Origin of the sequence: Microbacterium sp., assembly GCF_036823965.1 — a bacterium.
Classification (GTDB): domain Bacteria; phylum Actinomycetota; class Actinomycetes; order Actinomycetales; family Microbacteriaceae; genus Microbacterium.
This window is the reverse complement of sequence record NZ_DAITBE010000007.1, coordinates 106,332-128,159: the sequence shown is the minus strand read 5'-3', so window position 1 is coordinate 128,159 and position 21,828 is coordinate 106,332. Positions and strand designations below refer to the sequence as shown.

Annotated in this window: 21 protein-coding genes; 16 read left to right on the top strand and 5 right to left on the bottom strand. The window is 67.7% G+C overall.

All coding sequences use genetic code 11. The features are described 5' to 3' along the window. The first annotated feature begins 81 nt into the window (after window positions 1-81). Together trpD and V7Z82_RS13155 are read left to right on the top strand one after the other, a co-directional pair. Window positions 82-1,146, top strand: coding sequence for an anthranilate phosphoribosyltransferase (trpD, locus tag V7Z82_RS13160; RefSeq protein WP_334151997.1), 1,065 nt, complete (start codon window positions 82-84; stop codon window positions 1,144-1,146). A gap of 8 nt (window positions 1,147-1,154) precedes the next feature. After that, the gene (locus V7Z82_RS13155; RefSeq protein ID WP_334151996.1) at window positions 1,155-2,141 is read left to right on the top strand and encodes a PHP domain-containing protein; all 987 of its coding nucleotides are present in this window, start codon (window positions 1,155-1,157) and stop codon (window positions 2,139-2,141) included. Window positions 2,142-2,145: 4 nt separating this feature from the next. Here the strand turns inward: V7Z82_RS13155 and V7Z82_RS13150 are convergent, their stop codons facing one another. Then, window positions 2,146-3,075 carry a 5'-3' exonuclease gene (locus tag V7Z82_RS13150; RefSeq protein ID WP_334151995.1) on the bottom strand — a complete coding sequence of 310 codons (930 nt, stop codon included), beginning with the start codon at window positions 3,073-3,075 and terminating at the stop codon, window positions 2,146-2,148. 108 nt (window positions 3,076-3,183) lie between these two features. Here V7Z82_RS13150 and V7Z82_RS13145 point away from each other — a divergent pair, with 108 nt between their 5' ends. Next, window positions 3,184-3,906, top strand: a complete 723-nt coding sequence (locus V7Z82_RS13145) for a hypothetical protein (RefSeq protein WP_334151994.1) — start codon at window positions 3,184-3,186, stop codon at window positions 3,904-3,906. Between the two features lie 5 nt (window positions 3,907-3,911). Here the strand turns inward: V7Z82_RS13145 and V7Z82_RS13140 are convergent, their stop codons facing one another. Both V7Z82_RS13140 and V7Z82_RS13135 read right to left on the bottom strand, forming a co-directional pair. Continuing rightward, window positions 3,912-4,475 carry a hypothetical protein gene (locus tag V7Z82_RS13140; protein ID WP_334151993.1) on the bottom strand — a complete coding sequence of 188 codons (564 nt, stop codon included), beginning with the start codon at window positions 4,473-4,475 and terminating at the stop codon, window positions 3,912-3,914. A 242-nt stretch (window positions 4,476-4,717) separates the two neighbouring features. Next, complete coding sequence (locus tag V7Z82_RS13135; RefSeq protein ID WP_334151992.1) at window positions 4,718-5,242, bottom strand: hypothetical protein; 525 nt, start codon at window positions 5,240-5,242, stop codon at window positions 4,718-4,720. A gap of 233 nt (window positions 5,243-5,475) precedes the next feature. Between V7Z82_RS13135 and rpsA the strand changes: the two genes are divergently transcribed. The 4 genes from rpsA (at window position 5,476) to V7Z82_RS13115 (ending at window position 9,640) form a co-directional block, all read left to right on the top strand. After that, complete coding sequence (gene rpsA / locus V7Z82_RS13130; protein WP_045279988.1) at window positions 5,476-6,933, top strand: 30S ribosomal protein S1; 1,458 nt, start codon at window positions 5,476-5,478, stop codon at window positions 6,931-6,933. Between the two features lie 72 nt (window positions 6,934-7,005). Then, window positions 7,006-7,605: a dephospho-CoA kinase gene (coaE, locus tag V7Z82_RS13125; RefSeq protein ID WP_334151991.1), complete on the top strand. Its 600-nt coding sequence runs from the start codon at window positions 7,006-7,008 to the stop codon at window positions 7,603-7,605. Continuing rightward, a complete protein-coding gene (locus V7Z82_RS13120; protein ID WP_334151990.1) occupies window positions 7,602-8,822 on the top strand; it encodes an MFS transporter in 1,221 nt (406 codons plus the stop codon). The genes coaE and V7Z82_RS13120 overlap by 4 nt, the downstream gene beginning before the upstream one ends. A 26-nt stretch (window positions 8,823-8,848) precedes the next feature. Next, window positions 8,849-9,640, top strand: coding sequence for a GNAT family N-acetyltransferase (locus V7Z82_RS13115; RefSeq protein ID WP_334151989.1), 792 nt, complete (start codon window positions 8,849-8,851; stop codon window positions 9,638-9,640). Here V7Z82_RS13115 and V7Z82_RS13110 read toward each other — a convergent pair. Next, window positions 9,613-10,221, bottom strand: coding sequence for a DUF4126 domain-containing protein (locus tag V7Z82_RS13110; protein ID WP_334151988.1), 609 nt, complete (start codon window positions 10,219-10,221; stop codon window positions 9,613-9,615). The two genes, V7Z82_RS13115 and V7Z82_RS13110, sit on opposite strands and share 28 nt — an antisense overlap. A gap of 111 nt (window positions 10,222-10,332) precedes the next feature. Here V7Z82_RS13110 and V7Z82_RS13105 point away from each other — a divergent pair, with 111 nt between their 5' ends. Genes V7Z82_RS13105 through V7Z82_RS13095 form a run of 3 tightly spaced genes read left to right on the top strand, consistent with a single transcriptional unit; the run spans window position 10,333 to window position 13,339 of the window. Further along, entirely contained in the window at window positions 10,333-10,872 is a 540-nt protein-coding gene (locus tag V7Z82_RS13105) for a hypothetical protein (protein WP_334151987.1), read from the top strand. A gap of 38 nt (window positions 10,873-10,910) precedes the next feature. After that, a complete protein-coding gene (gene uvrB, locus V7Z82_RS13100) occupies window positions 10,911-12,983 on the top strand; it encodes an excinuclease ABC subunit UvrB (RefSeq protein ID WP_045279993.1) in 2,073 nt (690 codons plus the stop codon). A gap of 23 nt (window positions 12,984-13,006) precedes the next feature. Next, entirely contained in the window at window positions 13,007-13,339 is a 333-nt protein-coding gene (locus tag V7Z82_RS13095) for a TfoX/Sxy family protein (RefSeq protein ID WP_334151986.1), read from the top strand. 42 nt (window positions 13,340-13,381) lie between these two features. Here V7Z82_RS13095 and V7Z82_RS13090 read toward each other — a convergent pair whose 3' ends face one another. Further along, window positions 13,382-13,624 carry a hypothetical protein gene (locus V7Z82_RS13090; RefSeq protein ID WP_334151985.1) on the bottom strand — a complete coding sequence of 81 codons (243 nt, stop codon included), beginning with the start codon at window positions 13,622-13,624 and terminating at the stop codon, window positions 13,382-13,384. Window positions 13,625-13,669: 45 nt separating this feature from the next. Between V7Z82_RS13090 and V7Z82_RS13085 the strand changes: the two genes are divergently transcribed. The 6 genes from V7Z82_RS13085 to V7Z82_RS13060 all read left to right on the top strand — a co-directional run bounded on the left by V7Z82_RS13085 (window position 13,670) and on the right by V7Z82_RS13060 (window position 21,813). Next, window positions 13,670-14,113, top strand: a complete 444-nt coding sequence (locus V7Z82_RS13085) for a MarR family winged helix-turn-helix transcriptional regulator (protein WP_334151984.1) — start codon at window positions 13,670-13,672, stop codon at window positions 14,111-14,113. Window positions 14,114-14,166: 53 nt separating this feature from the next. Further along, window positions 14,167-17,055: an excinuclease ABC subunit UvrA gene (gene uvrA / locus V7Z82_RS13080; protein WP_334151983.1), complete on the top strand. Its 2,889-nt coding sequence runs from the start codon at window positions 14,167-14,169 to the stop codon at window positions 17,053-17,055. Next, a complete protein-coding gene (gene uvrC / locus V7Z82_RS13075; RefSeq protein ID WP_334151982.1) occupies window positions 17,055-19,043 on the top strand; it encodes an excinuclease ABC subunit UvrC in 1,989 nt (662 codons plus the stop codon). Before uvrA ends, uvrC begins: the two co-directional genes overlap by 1 nt. A 36-nt stretch (window positions 19,044-19,079) precedes the next feature. Next, complete coding sequence (rapZ, locus tag V7Z82_RS13070) at window positions 19,080-19,955, top strand: RNase adapter RapZ (RefSeq protein ID WP_334151981.1); 876 nt, start codon at window positions 19,080-19,082, stop codon at window positions 19,953-19,955. Window positions 19,956-20,024: 69 nt separating this feature from the next. Next, window positions 20,025-21,002, top strand: coding sequence for a DNA-binding protein WhiA (gene whiA / locus V7Z82_RS13065; RefSeq protein ID WP_045280000.1), 978 nt, complete (start codon window positions 20,025-20,027; stop codon window positions 21,000-21,002). Window positions 21,003-21,186: 184 nt separating this feature from the next. Next, the gene (locus tag V7Z82_RS13060) at window positions 21,187-21,813 is read left to right on the top strand and encodes a superoxide dismutase (protein ID WP_045280001.1); all 627 of its coding nucleotides are present in this window, start codon (window positions 21,187-21,189) and stop codon (window positions 21,811-21,813) included. The last annotated feature ends 15 nt before the right edge of the window (window positions 21,814-21,828 follow it).

The window sequence follows — 21,828 nt, the reverse complement described above, 5'->3', positions numbered from 1 at the left end:
GCGGGAAACAGGGGATGCCGTCATGGCGGTCACACGTCAGCAACGATCTGCACGTTTTCCCGCGCCGATAGGATCGCACACATGGCTGATTCCCTGACCTGGTCCGACGTGCTCACTTCTCTGCTGGAGCGCCGCGATCTCAGCGTCTGGGAGTCCACGTGGGCGATGCGCCAGATCATGCGGGGAGACGTCACCGAGGCGCAGCTCGGAGGGTTCCTCATCGCACTGCGCGCGAAGGGCGAGACGATCGATGAGATCGTCGGGTTCCGCGACGCGATCCTCGAGGCCGCGGTTCCTCTTCCCGTGTCGCCTGACGTCCTCGACATCGTCGGCACCGGTGGAGACCGCGTCGGCACCGTCAACGTCTCGACCACCGCCGCGATCATCATCGGAGCGACCGGCATCCCGGTCGTCAAGCACGGCAACCGCGCCGCGAGCTCGGCATCCGGCTCCTCCGACGTGCTCGGCGCCCTCGGTCTCGAGCTCTCGCTCGATCCTGCGCACGTGGCGTCCATCCTCGACCGCACCGGGATCACGTTCGCGTGGGCCGGCGCCTTCCACCCCGGTTTCAAGCACGCCGGCGCGGTGCGGGCGCAGCTCGGAGTGCCGACCGTCTTCAACATGCTCGGACCGCTCTGCAACCCGGCACGCGCTGAGGCCAACGCGGTCGGTGTCGCGCAGCTCGAGCGCGTCCCGCTGATCACCGGCGTGTTCCGCACCCGTGGCGCGACTGCACTGGTGTTCCGCGGCGACGACGGACTCGATGAACTCACCACCACAGGGCACAGCCGCATCTGGGAGGTCACCCGAGGTGACATCCACGAGCACGACCTGGATCCCCGTGACCTCGGCATCCCGATCGCCGATCTCGCCGACCTGATCGGTGGATCGCCCGAGCACAACGCCGAGATCCTTCGGCGCACGCTCCAGGGTGAGCGCGGAGCTGTGCGCGACATCGTGCTGCTGAACGCGGCCGCCGGCATCGTCGCCTTCGAGCTCTCGCAGGATGCGACGCAGGTGCAGCGCCCCATTCTCGAGCGGCTCCGGGAAGGTCTGGAACGCGCGACGGCTGCCGTCGATGATGGTCGCGCCGCCGCCAAGCTCGACCAGTGGATCGGCGTGAGCCGCGAACTGGCCTCCGCATAGGACGCATCGTGGACCCCGTCGACGCTCTGCTCGAGATCGCCTCGCTGCTGGAGCGCGAGCGGGCGTCGCGATATCGCGCGAAGGCGTTTCGGCAGGCTGCGGCGACTCTGCAGGGTCTGCCCGATGACGTGCGGACGGATCCGACACGTCTGCGTGCGAGCAAGGGCATCGGCGAGTCGACGTTCGCCGTGATCCGCCAGGCGCAGGACGGTCAGGTGCCGGAGTACCTCGTCGAGCTGCGTGGCGAGGTCGAGCCGGAGAAGGTGTCGGCGTTGCGGGCGAAGCTCCGTGGCGATCTGCACGCCCACACGGACTGGTCTGACGGCACGACGCCGATCGCGGTGATGGCCGCGGCTGCCCGTGCTCAGGGGCACGAGTACCAGGCGATCACCGACCACTCGCCGCGGCTGCGCGTCGCACGCGGTCTCTCGGCTGAGCGGCTGCGCGAGCAGATCCCGCTCGTGCGGGCGGAGTCCGGGAACGGCTTCACGTTGCTGGCCGGCATCGAGGTCGACATCTTGGAGGACGGCGCGCTCGACCAGGATCCGGATCTGCTCGGCGAACTCGACGTCGTGGTGGCATCGGTGCATTCGAAGCTGCGCATGGACGCGCGTCCGATGACGGCTCGTATGATCGCCGCCGTCTCGCATCCGCGGGTCAATGTGCTCGGCCACTGCACCGGCAGGCTCGTGCAGGGGGAGCGGGGGACCCGCCCGCAGTCGCAGTTCGATGCGGCCGCTGTGTTTGCGGCGTGCGCCGAGAACGGCGTGGCGGTGGAGATCAATTCCCGCCCCGAGCGCCAGGATCCGCCGGATGAGCTCATCGCGATCGCGCTCGAAGCCGGGTGCCTCTTCTCGATCGACTCCGACGCGCACGCGCCGGGTCAGCTCTCACTGCTCGATCACGGCGCTGAGCGCGCCGAGCGTCTCGGCGTGCCGGCTGCTCGAATCGTGACGACGTGGGGTCTGGACCGGCTGCTCGCCTGGGCCGAGTAGCGACTCAGCTCGCCGCGGCGGAGACGGCGGCGATCGCGCGGGTCATCGATCCGCCGAGGTTCCACTTCTCTGCGAGTGCATCTGCCGCGTCCTGCTCAGCAGGGTCGAGGGCGCGCAGCGGAGTGCCCGGAGCCGTGATCGGCAGCGACGTGGCGACGGCGACGACGGTCGGCGCGACGTCGAGGTACGCCGCAGCGGCGAGGATCTTCGCACTCACGCCGGCGCTCATTCCCTCGCCGGCCGTGGCGGCAGTGCGGATGCTGTCGAGGTCGCCGTGGGTCTTGAGCAGGGTCGCCGCGGTCTTCTCGCCGACACCGGCGACCCCGGGAAGGCCGTCGGAGGCGTCGCCGCGCATCGTGGCGAAATCGACGTACTGCGATGGCAGCACACCGTACTTCGCGACCAGGGTCGCGTCGGTGAAGATCTCGAGGTTGCTCATGCCGCGTGCCGTATAGATGAGGCGCACGTCGCGCGCGTCGTCGATGAGCTGGAAGAGGTCGCGGTCGCCCGTCACGATGTCGACGGGCATGTCGGCGTTCGTGGCCAGGGTGCCGATCACGTCGTCGGCCTCGTGCTCGGCGACGCCGATGATCGGGATGCCGATCGCGGCGAGCGTCTCGCGGATGAGGGGGATCTGCGCCTCGAGCGGATCGGGGACCTCTTCGACATCAGGACCGGCGGGGACGACCTCCACGACACGATGGGCCTTGTAGCTCGGGATCAGGTCGACGCGCCACTGCGGACGCCAGTCGTCGTCCCAGCAGGCGATCACGTGCGTTGGCTCATACAGTGTGACGAGCTTCGCGATGATGTCGAGCAGTCCGCGCGCGGCGTTGATCGGCGAGCCGTCCGGCGCAGTCACCTTGTCGGGCACGCCGTAGAAGGCGCGGAAGTAGAGGCTTGCGGTGTCGAGCAGCATCAGACGATCGGTCACGGCCACAGTTTGTCACGGCCCGCCGACAGCGCGACACCTGGCGCGCCACCGTGTGGGCCTGCGGCTGCCGGGTCTGAGACGGTTCGTCTGTCGTCGACACCAAGAGATATGACGACTTCACTGCGCAGACTCTCCTCGTTCGTTCTCGGCGGAGCGCTGCTCGCCTCCGCGTTGGCGGGATGCGCGACGGCGGCCGGCGGGTCTCCTGCTCCCGAGTCCACCGCGGCGCCGAGCTCGGACACGCCGTATGCGCCGGAGGCCGCATGGCTCGACGCGTCGTCCATCGCCGTGAAGACGTGGAGCGACGCCTGCGCGCCGCAGATCGGCGACTTCATCGCAGGCGACCAGTCGATCGAGATCGTGCTCGTCGACGGCGAGGACGAGGTGTGCGCGAGCGTGCAGACGGCACATGGCACCTACGTCGGGCTCCCGGCCGGGCTCGACTCCTCGCGTCCGGTGGAACTCATCGTGACCGAGGCGAACGGAACCCGAAGCGAACTCACGCTGCCCGGTCTCGCCGAAGGGGAGCCGCAGCCGGCGGATCGGATGCCGGAGATGGTGCCCGCGGCTGCCTGGATCAACGACAGCGAGCTGGCAGTGCTCACGTGGGGGTCGTCGACGTGCATGCCCGGTTCCGGTGACTTCCGGGCAGTCGATGCGAACGAGGGCGTCGTCACCTTGCACGGCCACACGGACACCGTCTGTACGATGGACCTCGTACCGCAGATCACGTTCGTTCCCGCGGAGGGGGTCGACGCGGATGCGACGTTGACCCTCGCGGATCATGTCGACGCCGACGGTCAGCCGGTCATCCTCACGGTCGTGCGATGAGAGCCTCAGCAGCCCGGTGACGACGGACGCTGCTCACAGGTGTGGGCGACGAGTGCGGTGTGGGCCTCGAAGATCCGGATCTCGCTGGTGGGGCCGTCGGTCGTGAGTTCGCCCGCCACGGGGAACCAGCCGAGGCCGAGATCGACCTCGGCGGTGTAGCGGACGTCGACATCGGCGAGGTACGTCCCGCGTTCTGCATACACGTGACTGGTGGTGGTGGGCGTGAACTGCGCCTGGCCGAGCGCGGTCCAGGTCTGACCGCCCGTGTCCCTGGTCGCGGATGTTCCATCGCCGTAGTGGAAGTCGTAGCCGGACGGGGTGAACCGGACCGTGAGCGGGATGCCGAAGAGGGTCCCTGTTCGAGTGTGAGCGGATGCCGTCGCGACGAAGTTCGTCGGCATGCCAGCGACGCCCACGTTCCCCGGTTCCCCGACCGTCGTCACGGGATCCGGCGCGAATGCGGCGAGATCGTTCATCGTGATCGCGGGGAGGGGCGGCTGCTCCGGTGCGGTCGGATCCTGCGGCTGCTGCGCACGGAAGCAGCGGACCATGCTGTCCCAGTCGGTCATGCACGCGCCGATCGCGACGTCGTGCGGCGACGGGGCGGGTTTGGCGTCTGGCTCGGGGCTGCCCGGTCGTGACGAGCTCGGGGTCTTGGAGCCCGGGGTTGTTCGGGTATCGGTGACTGTGAGATTGGTGCCGTTGTTCGACACTCCGCACCCGCTTGTCGCGAGTGCAGTATCAGAGCAACCTGAGCCAGCAGCACCAGAGCCGGGGGCCAGCACGAAAGCGAGTACGACGAGAGCCGGGATCAACATGCGATGTCTGGGGCCACTTCGTAGCTAGATAGTAGAAGTGATTTGGACGTGTTTACGAAATGCAATCGCACGGCGTAGATGTCGCTGCGTCCTGCCGTGGTCACGTCTTGGCCGGTCTTGTCGATTGCGCGAACGGAAGAGATGTCTATGCAGGCGTTCGCCTCAATCGAGCCGTCAGCCTCGCTTGACTCACCGGAGAACGATGTGACTCGCGTGTCGCCTTCAAGGTGTGTGCCCGATGCAGCGAGCTCGTTCCGTGCATCGATCTCCGACTCGAGGACATCGCCCGTCAGAAACTCTGTGGACTGCTCTGTCTCCCCGGATTGGCGTTCCAGATTCACAGTGTCCACGTACGCCCTGTACGTCTCCTCCGCAGCGGCGAACGCCTCTTCTTCGGATGCGAACGCGGCCGTCGGACTCGGCGTCGGGGTCGGCGCGGGGGAGCATCCGAACAGCGTCGAAGCGGCGAGGGCGAGCGCACACACGGTGAGAAGGCGAAGGGGCCTGCGGCGAGTCATCCGGATACGGTAGCCAATCGCGCGCGCGTGCGCCGGAGTTCTCCACAGATGTCCGACCGTGACACGGAGCCCACCGGCATCCGATCTTCTGATAATCTGAAGTGTCACTCGTGGCGTGCACTCGCATGCGCTCGTGACGAGAAATCCAATCCATTCGCTGATGAGCAAGTTGTCGGCCGTGCGCGGCCGTTGCTCCCAGCCTGAGTTCCCATTCAACAAGGACAACCCACTACATGACTACCGCAACGACCGCCCCGGCCACCAAGCAGGTCGCCATCAACGACATCGGATCTGCTGAGGACTTCCTGGCCGCGGTCGAGAAGACCCTGAAGTTCTTCAACGACGGCGACATCATCGAAGGCACGATCGTCAAGATCGACCGCGATGAGGTCCTCCTCGATGTCGGATACAAGACCGAGGGTGTCATCCCCTCGCGCGAGCTTTCGATCAAGCACGACGTCGACCCCAACGAGGTCGTCGCTGTCGGTGACCTGGTCGAGGCCCTCGTTCTCCAGAAGGAGGACAAGGAAGGCCGTCTGATCCTCTCCAAGAAGCGTGCTCAGTACGAGCGTGCCTGGGGAGACGTCGAGAAGATCAAGGAGAACGACGGCGTCGTCACCGGCACCGTCATCGAGGTCGTCAAGGGTGGCCTCATCGTCGACATCGGACTCCGTGGCTTCCTTCCGGCCTCGCTCATCGAGCTGCGCCGCGTCCGCGACCTCACGCCGTACCTCGGCCAGGAGATCGAGGCGAAGATCCTCGAGCTCGACAAGAACCGCAACAACGTCGTGCTGAGCCGCCGTGCGCTGCTCGAGCAGACGCAGTCGGAGTCGCGCACCACCTTCCTGAACAACCTGCACAAGGGTCAGGTCCGCAAGGGTGTCGTGTCGTCGATCGTCAACTTCGGTGCATTCGTCGACCTGGGCGGCGTGGACGGCCTCGTGCACGTCTCCGAGCTGTCCTGGAAGCACATCGAGCACGCCTCCGAGGTCGTCGAGGTTGGCCAGGAGGTCACCGTCGAGATCCTCGAGGTCGACCTCGACCGCGAGCGCGTCTCCCTGTCGCTGAAGGCGACGCAGGAGGACCCGTGGCAGGTCTTCGCCCGTACCCACGCGATCGGACAGGTCACGCCGGGTAAGGTCACCAAGCTCGTTCCGTTCGGTGCGTTCGTTCGCGTCGCAGACGGCATCGAGGGCCTCGTCCACATCTCCGAGCTCTCCAGCAAGCACGTCGAGCTGGCCGAGCAGGTCGTCTCCGTCGGCGAAGAGGTCTTCGTCAAGGTCATCGACATCGACCTGGAGCGTCGCCGCATCTCGCTGTCGCTCAAGCAGGCCAACGAGTCGGTCGACCCCAACGGCACCGAGTTCGACCCGGCCCTCTACGGCATGGTCGCGGAGTACGACGAGAACGGCGAGTACAAGTACCCGGAGGGCTTCGACGCCGAGACCGGTGCTTGGAAGGACGGCTTCGACGCTCAGCGCGAGGCATGGGAGCAGGAGTACGCTGCAGCCCAGGCTCGCTGGGAGGCTCACAAGGCTCAGGTCACCAAGGCGGCCGAGGCAGAAGCAGCAGCAGGCGAGGACTTCGGCGGCGGCCAGTCCTTCACCAGCGAGGCCGCAGGCGCGGGCACGCTGGCTGACGACGAGGCACTCGCGGCTCTCCGCGAGAAGCTGTCGGGCGGCAACGCTTAAGCATCACGCTCTGGAACGGGCCGTCACCTTCGGGTGGCGGCCCGTTTCGCGTTCCATCCCTAGACTTGCTGCATGCCTCTCATCGCACTCACCGGCGGCATCGCGTCGGGGAAGTCGACCATCGCGCGGCGACTCGCCGAGCACGGAGCCGTCATCGTCGACGCGGACCAGATCGTCCGAGACGTCCAATCGCCCGGCTCGCCCGTGCTGCACCGTATCGCCGAGGAGTTCGGGGCTGACGTCATCACCGCAGACGGTGCCCTTGATCGTGCTGCGCTCGGCGCCGCCGTGTTCGGTGATCCCGAGCGCCTCGCGCAGCTCAACGCCATCGTGCACCCGGCCGTGCGGGCAGAATCCCAGCGCCGGTTCGAGGAGGCTCTCTCCGCAGACGCGGGAGCCGTCGTGGTCTACGACGTCCCTCTGCTCGTGGAGGCTCGGGTGGACGACCCGTGGGACACGATCGTCGTCGCGCACGCGCCTCAGGCTGAACGGCGGCGGCGGCTCATCGAGATCCGCGGGATGGATGCGACGGCTGCCGACGCCCGCATCGCAGCGCAGGTGTCCGACGAGCAACGACTCGCGATCGCGGATGCGGTGATCGACACCGCCGGCACGATCGCCGAGACGCACGCGCAGACCGACGCGCTCTGGGAGCGGATCCGCCCCCGGTGACCACCGAGCCCTTCACCGGCCACGCACCGGGATCCCGCGGCTACCGTCGACTGATCGCCGGTCTCTTCTTCGCAGGCATCGCGACTTTCGCGCAGCTCTACTCCACGCAGGCGCTGCTGCCGCAGATATCCGTCGACCTCAGCGTCTCGCCGGCCACGGCCGCGCTCAGCGTGTCCGCCGCGACGCTCGGACTCGCCGCAGCCGTGATCCCGTGGTCGATCGTCGCGGACCGCATCGGACGCGTCCCTGCCATGGCGATCGGCGTGATCGCCGCCACACTGCTCGGTCTGTGCGCGCCGCTGAGCACCGACATCCCGCTGCTCCTCGTGCTGCGCGCTGCCGAAGGCGTGGCGCTCGGCGCCGTGCCGGCCGTCGCGCTGGCGTATCTGAGCGAGGAGGTGCGCCCGAGATACGCTGCCGCCGCCGCAGGGAGCTACATCGCAGGCACCACGGTCGGCGGACTCTTCGGCCGCGTCGTGGCCGGCGTCATCGGCGAGATCACCGGGTGGCGAAGCGGCGTGTGGGCGGTCGCGATCGCCTGCGCTCTGGCTGCAGCGCTCTTCCTCTGGTTGACCCCGAAGTCGCAGGGCTTCGTGCCGCACCGCCTGCGAGCTGAGAGCAGCGGCGGGGTGTGGCGCAGGCTGCTCCTCCCGCTGCGCTCGCCTCAACTGCTCGCCGTCTACGCACAGGGCTTCCTGCTGATGGGCGCGTTCGTCGCGATGTTCAACTATCTGGGCTTCCACCTGTCAGCGCCACCGTTCCTGCTGCCTGCCTGGCTCGTCACACTGCTGTTCGTCGCCTACCTCGCCGGTACGGTCTCGTCGCCCTGGGCCGGGGGATTGGCCTCACGGCACGGACGGTATCCGGTGCTGATCGGATCGACGGTGATCATGGCGGGCGGAGCGATCCTGATGCTCGTGCCGCAGATCGCGGTGGTGATCATCGGACTCATCCTGTTCACCGCCGGGTTCTTCGGCGCGCACGCCATCGCCTCAGGGTGGGCGCCCGTGGCGTCGGACCCGGAGACCAGAGCGCAGGCGTCGTCGCTCTACTACTTCGGCTACTACGCGGGGTCGAGCCTGTTCGGATGGGTCCTCGGACTCGTCTTCGGCGGTGCGAGCTGGCTGTGGTTCGTGATCCTGATCGCGGTGATGTGCGCCGCTGCCATCGCGATCGCAGTCGCAGGGCTGCGCTCCGCCCAGACAGGGCGCGTCTGAGCGGCGGCCTCTGGAAGAGTGGGGGCATGATCCACCCCCTTCTCGCTGCATACGACGCGCAGCTGCGCACTGACGCCGAGACCGCCCACGCGCTGTCGAGCACGGTGAGCGGCCCGCTGCGCATGGCGGTGTTCCCCGGCGGGCGAGGGTTCGTCAGCTCCGCCGCCCTGCAGGACGCGGATGCTGCGCAGATCGCTGCGCTCGTCGAGATGGTGGTCGAACACTTCGGCGCGCAGGAGGGGATCACCGAAGTCGAGTGGAAGACCCGAGGTCATGATCGTGCGCCCGGACTGGTCGAGGCGCTCACGGTGCACGGGTTCGTCGCCGAGGAGCCGGAATCGATCATGATCGGCGAGGCTGGGGTGCTGGCTCAGGAGGTCGCGGTGCCCGACGGCATCCGAATCCGTCGCGCACGTACCGACGCGGACGTCTGGGCGATGGAGGAGATGCAGGGCGCGGTGTTCGGCGATCCGCACTGGAAGGTGCGCGCGGAGACGACCATGCAGCGGCTGCGGGCGGATGACGACGTGGAGCTCTGGATCGCCGAGGCGGATGGGCGCATCGTGAGCGCTGGGCGTCTCGAGCCGGTCGGTGGCACGGAGTTCGCAGGGCTCTGGGGCGGCGCCACGCTGGGCGACTGGCGTGGACGCGGGATCTACCGCGCACTCACGGCTGAGCGAGCGCGTTCTGCGCTGGCGCGCGGCAAGCGCTACCTGCACTCGGACTCGACCGAATTCTCGCGGCCGATCCTGGAGCGCTCGGGTCTCATCAAGGTCTCCACGACCACGCCCTATGTCTGGACGCCTCCGGCTGACTGAGCCCTGGCGCGACGACGGCGCCCACGTCGGCGGATCAGCACGACCGCCGCGACGGCGAGTCCGATCAGCAGGATGCCGGCGACGATCGGCACGATGATGGCCGCGGCGGCGAGCAGGAACGACGCGCCGTCTTCCGCGGTGCTCAGGACCGGCGCGGCGAGACCGCCGGTGGTCGCGTTCGCGGCGACGCGCGCGGTCGCCTTCACGACGTGCACGGCCAGCGCGATCACGATGCCCGAGACGACGGGACCCCAGGATCCGTCGGCGAAGAACGACCCGGGGTCGGCGACGGTCTGCGCGCCTGCACCCGCGCCGAAGGCGATGCCGCCGGCCGCAGGACGGATGACGCTCTGCACGATGTCGTTCACCGAATCCAACGCCGGCACCTTGTCGGCGACGATCTCGAGCAGGAGCAGCGCGCCGATGATCCACAGCGTGATGTCGCTGGACAGCCATGCCCAGCCGCCAGGCAGCTCGACCGCCGGTAGCAGCCGGTCTGCGAGCCCGAGCAGGAACAGCGGCATCCAGGCGTTGAGACCCGCGGCCGCCGCGAGGCTGGAGCCGACGACGAACTCGATCACGCTCTCACTCTATGTGGAGGGAGTGCTCGTTACCCTTGACACCGGGCGTGGGGACGCACCAGGGGAGAGTCTGCTGGGGGATGCTGTTCCGCGCGCCATGGGGAGTGCAGCATGGAACAGAACGCATCGGGTCTCTCGCGCCGGACAGTGGTGAGGGGCGCGGCATGGTCCGTCCCGGTGATCGCCGCGGCGGTCGCCGTGCCGCTCGCGGCCGCGAGCGCAGGCGGTTTCGTCAACAGCGAGGCGAACTACTACTGGGCGGCCGAGTCGCAGGGGGACTACACCACGCTCTCGGCGGCGGCCGGTGGTCTGATGGCCACGTTCAGCACCCAGATCGCGTACCGGGCGAACCCCTGGGTGAACCCGCCGGCCGGGGCATCGCTGGTGGTCGTCGTCACCTTCGATTCGCCGGTGCGCCTCGATGCCGGCTCGTCGCTCGGCGGCTGGGCTCCGAGCCCCGCTCTCGGCGCCACGGCGACGACCTTCACCTTCACGGTGACCCCGTCGAGCTTCGGCGGCGGCCTGACGTTCAACGTCGTCGGATCCGCGTCCGGAACGCTCACCTCGACCGCGACGATGAGCCTCATCAACGGCGGGACCGCCAACTGGACCTCCGAGTCCTCCGGGAAGTCGGCGACCCTGATCGCCTGACCGACCCCGATGTCGGAGGGGCGGCCTACGCTGGAAGCATGCAACCCACGCGCAGTGTCCGCCCTTTCGAGGTCATCAGCGAGTACGCCCCGGCCGGCGACCAGCCGCAGGCGATCGCCGACCTCGCGGCGCGCATCAACGCAGGCGAGACCGATGTGGTGCTGCTCGGCGCCACCGGTACCGGAAAGTCTGCGACCACGGCGTGGCTGGTCGAGCAGGTGCAGCGTCCGACACTCGTCCTCGCGCACAACAAGACCCTCGCGGCGCAGTTGGCGAACGAGTTCCGCGAGCTGATGCCGAACAACGCGATCGAGTACTTCGTCTCGTACTACGACTACTACCAGCCCGAGGCATACGTCCCGCAGACAGACACCTTCATCGAGAAGGATTCCTCCATCAACTCCGAGGTCGAGCGACTCCGTCACTCGACGACGAACTCGCTGCTCAGTCGACGCGACGTGGTGGTCGTCTCGACCGTGTCCTGCATCTACGGACTCGGCGCTCCCGAGGAGTACCTGCGGGCGATGGTGGCGCTGCAGGTGGGGGAGCGGTACGACCGCGATGCACTGATCCGCCAGTTCATCGCCATGCAGTACAACCGCAACGACGTCGACTTCTCCCGCGGCAACTTCCGCGTGCGGGGCGACACGATCGAGATCATCCCGGTGTACGAGGAGCACGCGATCCGCATCGAGCTGTTCGGCGACGAGATCGAGGCGCTGTACTCGCTGCACCCGCTCACCGGCGAGGTCATCGAGAAGCTCGACGCCGTGCCGATCTTCCCCGCCTCGCACTACGTGGCCGGCACCGACGTCATCCAGCGCTCGATCGGCACGATCGAGCACGAACTCGAAGAGCGCCTCGCCGAGTTCGAGCGCCAGGGCAAGCTGCTCGAGGCGCAGCGACTGCGCATGCGAACGACCTTCGACCTCGAGATGCTCCAGCAGCTCGGCTTCTGCTCCGGCATCGAGAACTACTCGCGCCACATGGACGGGCGGATGCCCGGTGAGCCGCCGCACACGCTGCTGGACTTCTTCCCCGATGACTTCCTGCTCGTGATCGACGAGTCGCACGTGACCGTGCCGCAGATCGGCGCCATGTACGAGGGCGATGCATCGCGCAAGCGCACCCTGGTCGACCACGGCTTCCGGCTGCCGAGCGCGATGGACAACCGTCCGCTGCGGTGGGACGAGTTCAAGAACCGCATCGGGCAGACCGTCTACCTCTCGGCGACGCCGGGCAAGTACGAGATGGGCATCGCCGACGGCATCGTCGAGCAGATCATCCGTCCGACGGGTCTCGTCGACCCGCAGATCATCGTCAAGCCCTCGAAGGGCCAGATCGACGACCTGCTCGAGGAGATCCGGATCCGCGTCGAGCGCGACGAGCGAGTGCTGGTGACGACACTGACGAAGAAGATGTCGGAAGAGCTCACCGACTTCCTCGGCGAGCATGGCGTGCGCGTGCGCTACCTGCATTCCGACGTCGACACGCTGCGCCGCGTCGAGCTGCTCAGCGAGTTGCGCGCCGGCGTGTACGACGTGCTGGTGGGCATCAACCTGCTCCGTGAAGGTCTCGACCTTCCCGAGGTGTCGCTGGTGGCGATCCTGGATGCCGACAAGGAGGGCTTCCTGCGCTCCGGCACGTCGCTGATCCAGACCATCGGTCGCGCGGCTCGAAACGTCTCGGGTGAAGTGCACATGTATGCCGACAAGATGACCGACTCGATGGCGAAGGCGATCGACGAGACCGATCGCCGCCGCGAGAAGCAGGTCGCCTACAACCTCGAGCACGGTATCGACCCGACACCGCTGCGCAAGCGCATCGCGGACATCACCGAGGTGCTGGCGCGCGAAGGCGCCGACACGGCCGACATGCTCGCCGGTCGCGGTCGAGCAACCGGCAAGGGCAAGTCGCCGACGCCGAACCTGCGCCGCACCGGCATCGCTGCCGAAGGCGCTCAGCAGCTGGAGGCGACGATCCAGGACCTCTCCGACCAGATGCTCGCAGCGGCCGCAGAGCTGAAGTTCGAGCTCGCCGGGCGTCTGCGTGACGAGGTGCAGGACATGAAGAAGGAATTGCGAGCCATGGAGCGCGCGGGGCACGCCTGAGCTGAGGACGGGAGGCAGCAGAGATGGACGCATCGGGGGAGGAGCTCGCCGATCGCGTGCGTGCGCTGCTCGGCGTCGGTGACGACGTCGAGGAGAAGCGCATGTTCGGCACTCGTGCGTTCCTGATCGACGGGCACATCCTGGTGGGCGCGCGCGCCGGTGGCGTGCTCCTCGTCCGGGTGGTGGACGAGAATGGCGCCGCGCTGGTCACGCGGCCAGGGGTCACGACTGCGGTGATGGGACCACGGACCATGGGCACCGGATGGCTGGATGTGTCGCCCGAGGCGATCGCCGACGAGGAGCTGCTGATGGCGTGGCTCGACATCGCCAGGGAGGATTCCCCGCTCCTGCACTGATCGACGCGGTGTCAGTGCAGAGCGGTGTTTCTTCGAGGGTTCTCAGGGGCAGTGCATCAGCGGCTTCGGCCCTGAACGGTCGATCTCGTGCTCGCTCATGGGCGCGCCGCACAGCGGGCAGGCGCGCTCTGCGCGTTCGGCCGGCGTGGGCGGCGGGGTCTTCTCGTAGGGTCCGACGGACGCAGGACCCGCGAAGCGGATCAGGTTCGTGTTCACCCATGCGTACAACCCGCCGGCATCGCGGATGCGGACGCGAAGCGGGGGACGGGTGTGATCGTTGGACATGTTCCTTAGTGTACTAATGATTAGTGTCAATGTATAGTTGCCCTCGTGACGGCATCCGATGACCTCCTCCGTCTGGAGAACCAGCTCTGCTTCGCGCTGGTGACCGCGGCGCGCAACGTCGTCGCGATCTACCGACCGATCCTCGAGCCGCTCGGGCTGACCCATCCGCAGTACCTCGTGATGCTGGCGCTCTGGGAGCGGGACCCCCGCACCTTGAACGATCTCGCGGCGGAGCTCGCGCTCGAGCCGGCCACGGCGTCGCCGCTCGTGAAGCGGCTCGAGGCCGAAGGGTTGATCGCTCGTCAGCGCAGCAGCGAGGACGAGCGCAGGCTCGACATCACGTTGACGACCGCCGGTCGTGCACTGCGTGAGCGGGCGATCGATGTGCCTCGACAGGTCATGGCGGCGGTCGGAATGGATGTCGGTGAGATCTCCGCGCTCCGCGACGGACTCGGCCCGTTCGTGGGTCGCCGGACCGAACTCGGCTGAGGCTCCCAGGGAGGGGCGGCCCCAATGTCGGTGGCCCCTCGTAGACTTGTGCGGTGCCTATCGTCCCCGTCGTCACCCCAGGAAAACTCAGTGTTCGTGGTGCCCGCGTCCACAATTTGAAGAACGTCGACATCGACATTCCGCGCGACTCGCTCGTCGTGTTCACCGGCCTGTCCGGTTCGGGAAAGTCGAGCCTCGCGTTCGACACGATCTTCGCCGAAGGGCAGCGTCGCTATGTCGAATCGCTGAGCGCCTACGCGCGCCAGTTCCTCGGCCAGGTCGACCGTCCTGACGTCGACTTCATCGAGGGCCTGAGCCCCGCGGTCTCGATCGACCAGAAGTCCACGAACCGCAACCCGCGGTCGACCGTCGGCACGATCACCGAGATCTACGATTACATGCGTCTGCTCTGGGCGCGCATCGGCATCCCGCACTGCCCCGAGTGCGGCGAGCGGATCCAGCGCCAGACGGTGCAGCAGATCGCCGACCAGCTCATGGAACTGCCCGAGCGCACCCGCTACCAGGTCGTCGCGCCCATCGTCTCGCAGAAGAAGGGCGAGTTCGTCGACCTGTTCCGCGAGCTCGGAGCCAAGGGCTACTCGCGCGCCATCGTCGACGGCGACCTCATCCAGCTGGCCGAGCCCCCGACGCTGAAGAAGAGCTACAAGCACGACATCGCGGTGGTGGTCGACCGGCTCGTCGCGTCCGACGACATCCTCGGCCGTGTCACCGACTCGGTCGAGACGGCGCTGGGCCTTGCCGGCGGCGTGGTGCAGATCAACTATGTCGACGGCGAAGGCGACGACGCGTGGCAGACGTTCTCCGAGAAGCTCGCCTGCCCCAACGGGCACGCGCTCACGCTCACCGAGATTGAGCCGCGCACGTTCTCGTTCAACGCTCCGTTCGGCGCATGCCCCGCGTGCTCGGGCCTCGGCACCCGCATGTCGGTCGACGTCGACCTGATGCTCGGCGACGAAGACCTCTCGATCCGCGAGGGCGTCATCATCCCGTGGACCACGCAGGGCAAGGGACTGTTCCAGTACTACGAGCGGCTGCTCGAGGGACTGTCCCGCGACCTCGACTTCTCGCTCGACACCCCGTGGAAGAGGCTGCATTCCGACGTGCAGGACGCCGTGCTCCGCGGCGAGAACTACAAGGTCACCGTCAAGTGGAAGAACCGCTACGGGCGCGAGATGCGCTACGCCTCCGGCTTCGAGGGCGTCGTGCCGTACATCGAGCGCCAGTATCTGCAGGCAGAGTCCGACACGCAGCGTGGTCGCTGGGGCGAGTACCTCCGCGAGGTCCCGTGCCCCGTCTGCAACGGCGACCGGCTCAAGCCGGAGGTTCTCGCCGTGCAGGTGCACGGCCACTCGATCGCCGAGGTCTCGCACCTGAGTCTCGCCGACGCGCGCGAGTTCATGGAGAAGCTCCGCCTCACCGACCGTGAGGCGCAGATCGCCGCCCAGGTGCTCCGCGAGATCCGGCTGCGCCTCGACTTCCTGCTGCAGGTCGGCCTCTCGTACCTCAACCTCAGCCGTTCGGCCGGTTCGCTCTCCGGTGGAGAGGCGCAGCGCATCCGCCTCGCGACGCAGATCGGGTCGGGCCTCACCGGCGTGCTGTACGTGCTCGACGAGCCGTCGATCGGTCTGCACCAGCGCGACAACCGTCGACTGATCGACACCCTCATCAAGCTGCGCGATCTCGGCAACACGCTGATCGTGGTCGAGCACGACGAGGAGACCATCGAGGCCGCCGACTGGGTCGTCGACATCGGACCCGGTGCCGGCGTCAACGGCGGCGAGGTCGTGCACTCGGGTCCGTACTCGGCCCTGCTGGATGACAGCGCGTCGATGACCGGCGAGTACCTGTCAGGACGCCGCGAGATCCCGATGCCGAAGAAGCGTCGCAAGATCGACCGGAAGCGACTGCTCAGCGTCGTGGGTGCACGCGCCAACAACCTGCAGAACGTGACGGCCGACTTCCCGCTCGGCGTGCTGACCGCTGTCACCGGCGTCAGCGGCTCCGGCAAGTCGTCGCTCGTGAACGACATCCTCTACCAGGTGCTCGCATCGCGACTCAACGGTGCGCGCACCGTCCCCGGCAAGCACACGCGCGTGACCGGGCTCGACAACCTCGACAAGGTCGTGCATGTCGACCAGGCGCCGATCGGTCGCACTCCGCGCTCCAACCCGGCAACGTACACCGGCGTCTTCGACCGCATCCGCTCGCTGTTCAGCGAGACCCCCGAGGCGAAGGTCCGCGGCTATCAGCCCGGCCGCTTCAGCTTCAACGTCAAGGGCGGACGCTGTGAGGCGTGCTCCGGCGACGGCACGATCAAGATCGAGATGAACTTCCTGCCCGACGTGTACGTCGACTGCGAGGTCTGCCACGGAAAGCGCTACAACCGCGACACGCTCTCCGTGCACTACAAGGGCAAGAACATCGCCGAGGTGCTCGAGATGCCGATCGAGGAGGCAGCCGAGTTCTTCGAGCCGATCCAGGCGATCCACCGCTACATGAAGACGCTGGTCGACGTCGGGCTCGGATACGTGCGGCTCGGCCAGTCGGCGACGACGCTCTCGGGCGGCGAGGCGCAGCGCGTCAAGCTCGCCACAGAGCTCCAGCGCCGCAGCAACGGCCGCAGCATCTACGTGCTCGACGAGCCGACCACCGGTCTGCACTTCGAAGACGTCCGAAAGCTCCTCGAGGTGCTGAACGGTCTCGTCGACAAGGGCAACACGGTGATCGTCATCGAGCACAACCTCGACGTGATCAAGTCCGCCGACTGGGTCATCGACCTGGGCCCGGAGGGCGGATCCGGCGGTGGCCAGATTCTCGCCACCGGGACGCCGGAGCAGATCGCACGCGTCGAGGAGAGCCACACCGGCCAGTTCCTCGCGGAGATCCTCGGCGAAGGGCGCGCTGCGCGGAAGGCCAGTTGATGGCCGACGTGCTCGCGTACAAGCCGAGGCCGGGGGAGATCCCCACCAACCCCGGCGTGTACCGGTTCCGTGACGCCTCCGGGCGTGTGCTGTATGTGGGAAAGGCGAAGAACCTCCGTCAGCGGCTCTCGAACTACTTCGCGCCGCTGCGCACGCTGCACGAGCGAACCCGTCGAATGGTGACCACCGCCTCCTCGGTGGAGTGGACGGTCGTGCCGACAGACGTCGATTCGCTGCAGCTGGAGTACATGTGGATCAAGGAGTTCGATCCGCCCTTCAACGTGCGGTACAAGGACGACAAGTCGTACCCGTTCATGGCGGTGACCCTCGGCGACGAGGCTCCACGCGTGATCGTCACGCGCAACCACAAGATCCCCGGCGCGCGCTACTTCGGCCCGTACCCCAAGGTGTGGGCCGTGCACGAGACCATCGACCTGATGGTCAAGGCCTTCCCGATCCGTACCTGCAGCGACGCCAGCTACAAACGCGCGATGCAGACCGGGCGCCCCTGCTTCCCGGGGCAGATCGGCAAGTGCGGCGGCCCCTGCTCCATGACGGTGACGATCGAAGAGCACCGGGCGATGGTGAACGACTTCGTCGCGTTCATGGCCGGCGGTGACGAGCGGTTCAAGCATGACCTCACGAAGCGGATGCAGGCGGCATCCGCGGCGATGGACTACGAGGCGGCCGCGAAGTACCGCGACAAGCTGTCCGCGATCGAGGCCGTGCTCGGCAAGAGCGCTCTCGTGCTCGCCCATGACGAGGACGCCGATCTCTTCGGCATCGCCGAGGACGAGCTGGCGGCGGCGGTGCAGCACTTCGTGATCCGCGGCGGTCGTGTGCGCGGTGTGCGCGCCCTCACGATCGAGAAGGAGATCGACATCACCCCCGGTGAGCTCGTCGATCAGGTGCTGCAGCGGGCATATGGCGAGGCGCAGGACGTGCCGCGCCGGATCCTGGTGCCCACGATGCCGGACGACGCAGCGGAACTCGAGGTCTGGCTCCGCGAACGACGCGGGAAGAAGGTCGAGCTCGCGGTCGCGCAGCGGGGGCAGCGAGCCGACCTCATGCGCACGGCCACGCTGAACGCGCAGCAGGCGCTGATCCGGTACAAGACCCGTCGCACCAGCGACTATGTCGCCCGCACACAGGCGCTCACCGATCTGCAGGACGCCCTCGGCATGGACGAGGCCCCGCTGCGCATCGAGTGCTTCGACATCTCGCACCTCGGCGGCACGAACGTGGTCGCCTCCATGGTCGTGTTCGAAGACGGGCTGCCGCGCAAAGACCAGTACCGCTCGTTCAACATCGCCGAGACGACGGACGACACGGACTCGATGTACCAGGTGCTTCGCCGTCGTCTCGCATACCTCGACCGTCCTGACCCCATCGCGGTCTCGGATGTCGACTCTGTCTCCGGCGTAGGGCTGTCCGACGCAGCGGCCACCGACGCCGTGCTCGTCGAAGGCGCGGCGTTGACCCCGGATGGCGAGATCGTCGACGTCACCGCCGACGTGGTGGTCGAGAGCACGGTGAAGCGGAAGCCGCGGTTCGCCTACCCTCCGCAGCTGCTCCTGGTCGACGGCGGCAAGCCGCAGGTCGAGGCGGCCGCACGCGCACTCGAGGACGCCGGTCACTCGGAGATCGCCGTCTGCGGCATCGCCAAGCGTCTCGAGGAGATCTGGCTGCCCGGCGAGGACTTCCCGGTGATCCTGCCGCGCACGAGCGAGTCGCTCTACCTGCTGCAGCGGCTGCGTGACGAGGCGCACCGCTTCGCGATCACCCACCAGCGCAAGCGGCGCCGCAACGACATCACGACCGTGCTGGAAGAGGTGCCCGGGCTCGGCGCATCACGCATCAAGGTACTGCTGAAGCACTTCGGATCCGTCACGGCACTGCGTTCCGCGCAGCCTGGCGAGATCGAAGAGGTGCAGGGGATCGGGCCGGTGCTTGCACAGAACATCCACGCGCATCTCTCCACTCGATAGGCTGGTGGCCGGAGGGGGAGAAGGAGCAGGAATTCGATGACTGACAGCAGTGACAAGGGCCAGTTCCTCATTGTCACCGGTATGTCCGGCGCAGGTCGGACCACCGTCGCCAACGCGCTGGAAGACCTCGGCTGGTACGTGGTGGACAACCTCCCACCGCAGATCCTCAAGCCGCTCCTCGAACTCACCGACATGGGTGGCGATGCGCTTCCCAAGGTCGCTGCGGTCGTCGACATCCGCGGACGCAACCTCTTCGACGATTTCCCGGAGGTGGCGAGGGCGCTGCGCGCGCGTGGCTCTCTCCGCGTGCTCTTCCTCGACGCAGCCGATGATGTGCTGGTGCGGCGCTTCGAGTCGGTGCGCCGACCGCATCCGCTGCAGGGCGACGGCACGCTGCTCGACGGCATCCGCTCCGAGCGCAACCGCCTCGCGCCGATCCGCGAGGCCGCCGACATGGTGATCGATACCTCGTCCCTGAACATTCACCAGCTCGCGACCAAGGTCTCCGATCTGTTCTCCGAAGAGGGCGAGGCGCGACACCGCGTGACGCTGCTGAGCTTCGGGTTCAAGTACGGGCTCCCCACCGACGTCGACCTGGTCGCAGACATGCGGTTCCTCCCGAACCCGTTCTGGAACGAGGAGCTCAGAGGGCTCACCGGCCAGGACGAGGCCGTCCGTGACTACGTGCTGTCCAGGGAGGGGGCCAGCGAGTTCCTCGAGGCGTACTCCGCTGCGCTCGTCCCGGTGCTCGAGGGCTACCAGCGCGAGAACAAGAGCCATTCGACCGTCGCGATCGGATGCACCGGCGGCAAGCACCGCTCCGTGGCGATGTCCGAAGAGCTCGCGCGTAGGCTGTCCGCGATCCCCGGTGTCGCGGTCAACGTCCGTCATCGGGACCTCGGGCGGGAGTGAGCAGGCCACCCGGCCGAGTAGGCTGGAGGTTTGCGCCGCGACCCGGCGCGTGAACGCAGAAGGAGTGTCGTGGCACTAACCACCGACGTCAAGGCTGAGCTCGTCAGCATCCGCAACGCACCCCCCACGGTGCGAGTCGCTGAGGTGACTGCGATTCTCCGGTTCGCCGGTGGATTGCACTCCATCGCGGGCCGGGTGGCCGTGGAAGCAGAAGTCGATGCCGAGACGCTGGCTCGCCGCGTCGCACGTGACCTCGCCGAGATCTACGGCGTGCGTCCGGAGATCGCTCAGGTGCAGTCGAGCACCGCGAACGAGGGCGCTCGCTGGGCCGTCCGCGTGATCGGCGCGGGGGAGACCCTCGCCCGCCAGACCGGCCTGCTCGACCAGCGCCGTCGTCCCGTCCGCGGTCTGCCCAACCGCCTCACCACCGGCTCCCGCGCGGAGATCGCCGGTCTGTGGCGAGGAGCATTCCTGGCCGCTGGCACGCTCAGCGAGCCCGGACGTTCCGCCATGCTCGAGGTCGTCTGCCCCTCGTCCGAAGCCGCCATGGCACTCGTCGGCGCCGCGCACCGGCTCGGCGTCGCAGCGAAGGCCCGCGAGGTCCGTGGCATGCCGCGGGTCGTCGTGCGCGAGGGCGAGGCGATCCGCACCGTGCTCGCCGAGATGGGCGCGCACAAGACCGCCATCGCCTGGGAAGAGCTGCGTCAGCGCCGCGAGGTCCGTGCCGGCGTCAACCGTCTCGTGAACTTCGACGACGCGAACCTGCGCCGCTCGGCTCAGGCTGCCGTCGCCGCGTGCGCCCGCGTCGAGCGCGCGCTCGAGATCCTCGCCGACGAGGTGCCCGATCACCTCCGCGTCGCCGGCGAGCTCCGCCTCGCGCACCGCGACGCGAGCCTCGACGAGCTCGGCCACCACGCCGATCCGCCGCTCACGAAGGACGCCGTCGCCGGCCGTATCCGCCGTCTGCTGGCGATGGCCGACAAGCGAGCCCAGCACGAGGGCATTCCCGGCACCGAGGCAGCCGTCCCCGCGGGTCTCGACGTCTGACCTGCCGCGAACATCTTGGAAGCCGACCCCCGCGGGGGTCGGCTTTCGGCGTCATACGGGGGAAGGTTCGAGTGCCCTGACGCGTTGTCGTCACTAGGATGAGTTAAGTCCGCTCTGCGTCGCACATCGGTGGCGCGGAGGATCGGCAAGCGCCGCGGCGCGGCGCGGATTGGATGAAAGCGACATGGCGATTTACACGCTCCCCGACCTTCCCTACGACTTCGCAGCCCTGGAGCCGCACATCAGCGGCAAGATCATGGAGCTGCACCATGACAAGCACCACGCGACCTACGTCGCCGGCGCGAACACCGCGCTGGAGCAGCTCGCAGAGGCCCGCGACAGCGGCAACCTGGCGAACGTCAACAAGCTCGAGAAGGACCTCGCGTTCAACCTCGGCGGTCACGTCAACCACTCCATCTTCTGGACCAACCTGTCCCCGAACGGCGGAGGCGAGCCCGAGGGCGAGCTGAAGGCCGCGATCGACGAGTACTTCGGCTCCTTCGCGAAGTTCCAGGCGCACTTCACCGCCGCAGCCACCGGCATCCAGGGCTCCGGCTGGGCCGTGCTCAGCTGGGACTCGATCGGCTCGCGCCTGATCATCCAGCAGCTGTTCGACCAGCAGTCGAACACGGCGCAGGGCACGATCCCGCTGTTCCAGCTGGACATGTGGGAGCACGCGTTCTACCTCGACTACCTGAACGTCAAGGCCGACTACGTCAAGGCCGCGTGGAACATCGCGAACTGGGAGAACGTCGCCCAGCGCCTCGAGGTCGCCCGTCAGCAGACGAACGGCCTGCTGGTACTGTCGTAATCGGGTTGCGTCCCG

Coding starts and splice junctions, on each gene's coding strand:
- trpD (WP_334151997.1), top strand. CDS start 82: ATGGCTGATTCCCTGACCTGGTCCGACGTGCTCACTTCTCTGCTGGAG.
- V7Z82_RS13145 (WP_334151994.1), top strand. CDS start 3,184: ATGACGACTTCACTGCGCAGACTCTCCTCGTTCGTTCTCGGCGGAGCG.
- V7Z82_RS13140 (WP_334151993.1), bottom strand. CDS start 4,475: ATGACCGACTGGGACAGCATGGTCCGCTGCTTCCGTGCGCAGCAGCCG.
- V7Z82_RS13135 (WP_334151992.1), bottom strand. CDS start 5,242: ATGACTCGCCGCAGGCCCCTTCGCCTTCTCACCGTGTGTGCGCTCGCC.
- rpsA (WP_045279988.1), top strand. CDS start 5,476: ATGACTACCGCAACGACCGCCCCGGCCACCAAGCAGGTCGCCATCAAC.
- coaE (WP_334151991.1), top strand. CDS start 7,006: ATGCCTCTCATCGCACTCACCGGCGGCATCGCGTCGGGGAAGTCGACC.
- V7Z82_RS13115 (WP_334151989.1), top strand. CDS start 8,849: ATGATCCACCCCCTTCTCGCTGCATACGACGCGCAGCTGCGCACTGAC.
- V7Z82_RS13105 (WP_334151987.1), top strand. CDS start 10,333: ATGGAACAGAACGCATCGGGTCTCTCGCGCCGGACAGTGGTGAGGGGC.
- uvrB (WP_045279993.1), top strand. CDS start 10,911: ATGCAACCCACGCGCAGTGTCCGCCCTTTCGAGGTCATCAGCGAGTAC.
- V7Z82_RS13095 (WP_334151986.1), top strand. CDS start 13,007: ATGGACGCATCGGGGGAGGAGCTCGCCGATCGCGTGCGTGCGCTGCTC.
- V7Z82_RS13090 (WP_334151985.1), bottom strand. CDS start 13,624: ATGTCCAACGATCACACCCGTCCCCCGCTTCGCGTCCGCATCCGCGAT.
- uvrC (WP_334151982.1), top strand. CDS start 17,055: ATGGCCGACGTGCTCGCGTACAAGCCGAGGCCGGGGGAGATCCCCACC.
- rapZ (WP_334151981.1), top strand. CDS start 19,080: ATGACTGACAGCAGTGACAAGGGCCAGTTCCTCATTGTCACCGGTATG.
- V7Z82_RS13060 (WP_045280001.1), top strand. CDS start 21,187: ATGGCGATTTACACGCTCCCCGACCTTCCCTACGACTTCGCAGCCCTG.